Annotated in this window: 1 protein-coding gene; it reads left to right on the forward strand. The window is 64.3% G+C overall.

The genetic code is table 11. The features are described from left to right. On the forward strand, nucleotides 1–1,578 hold a 1,578-nt coding region (locus tag CV770_RS41010), incomplete at both ends, for a recombinase family protein (RefSeq protein WP_201760270.1).

The following is a 1,578-nucleotide window of genomic DNA, read 5'->3' on the forward strand; positions in this document are numbered from 1 at the left end:
AGCCTCAACGAGTACGAGCTGGATCTGTTGCGCCAGCGCTCGCTCTCGGCCCGCTACGAGAAGGCGCGCCGGGGCGAGTTGGTTGTGACAGCGCCGGTCGGCTTCGTGAAGGCCGGCGACCGTTATGAGAAAGACCCGGATCGGCGCGTCCAGGAAGCGATCAAGCTGGTGTTCGACAAGGTCGAGGAACTGGGCAGCGCGCGACAGGCGCTCTGCTGGCTCCACGAGTACAATCTCGATCTGCCGGTGAAGCAGACCAACGGCGACACGGCCTGGCGGCGACCAAACTACTCTGCCATCCACCGGATCATTGAGAACCCGGTCTACGGCGGCGCCTATGCCTATGGTAAGACAGCTGTGGCGGCGGGATACAGCACCGCGGGCGTGAGCGTGAAGATCCGCCGCAAGGCGCGGAACGAATGGCTGACGCTGAAGCCCAACACTCACGAAGGGTATGTGAGCTGGGAGAAGTTCGAGGCGATTCGCACCATGATCAGCAGCAATGTTCCCACCAGTCGGCATCACGGCGCGCCCAAGCATGGTAACGCGCTGCTGGCCGGTCTGATCCGCTGCAAGCGCTGCGGTCGCAAGCTCACACTCCGGTACTCCGGCATGGAAAACCATATCCCGCGCTACAGCTGCAGCCGCGCCTGGATGGACAATGGCGGGGCCCACTGCATCGCCTTCGGCGGAGTGCGCGTCGATGACGCCATCGAGGAAGCACTGCTTGGAGTCGTCGGCCCGGGCGCTGTCGCTGCCGCAACCGCTGCCGCCCAGGGAGCCAGGGAACGGCGCGATCAGGTACGCGATGCCCTCAGTCGCGACCTCGAAGCGGCGCGCTATGCCACCGACAGGGCTTTCCGGCAATACGATGCCGCTGATCCCGCGAACCGGCTGGTGGCCAGTGAGCTGGAAGCCCGCTGGAACAGAGCGCTCGCTCACGCGGCGGAGGTTGAGGCCAAGATCACCATGCATGATGCGGCGATGCCCGCACCCCTTGCTGATCCAGCCTCGCTCGGCGTTCTGGCCTCGCAACTCAAAACGGTCTGGGATGCGCCGACGACGGATGCTCGCCTCAAGAAGCGCATTGTGCGCACCCTCATCCATGAGGTCGTGGCCGATGTCGACGACGCGGCCTCGGAGATCGTTCTCGTGGTCCATTGGGTGGGGGGCGCCCACAGCGAGTTGCGCTTGCCGAAGCGCCGGCGCGGACAGCGCAACAGCACCTCTGCCGATATCGTCCAGGCCGTGCGTCAACTAGTGCTGATAGCCAGCGACGATCTGATTGCCGGCCTCCTCAATCGCAACGGCCTCAAGACCGGTAACGGCAATCGCTGGACCCGCGAGCGCGTCACGTCAATGCGCTCGAACTACCACATCCCGGTGTTCAAGCCCGCCGAGGACGGGATCGAGCCATGGCTCAACCTTGGCAACGCCGCAAAGCTTCTGAAGATCGCGCCCAAGACGCTCCGACTGGCCGCTGAAGCCGGCGAGATCGAATCCATCCATCCTCTGCCGGATGGTCCTTGGATCCTCGCCCGCACCTGGCTGATAACAACTGCTGCTCAATCTATCGCC

The sequence above is a fragment of the Bradyrhizobium sp. AC87j1 genome (genome assembly GCF_002936975.1).
Classification (GTDB): domain Bacteria; phylum Pseudomonadota; class Alphaproteobacteria; order Rhizobiales; family Xanthobacteraceae; genus Bradyrhizobium; species Bradyrhizobium shewense.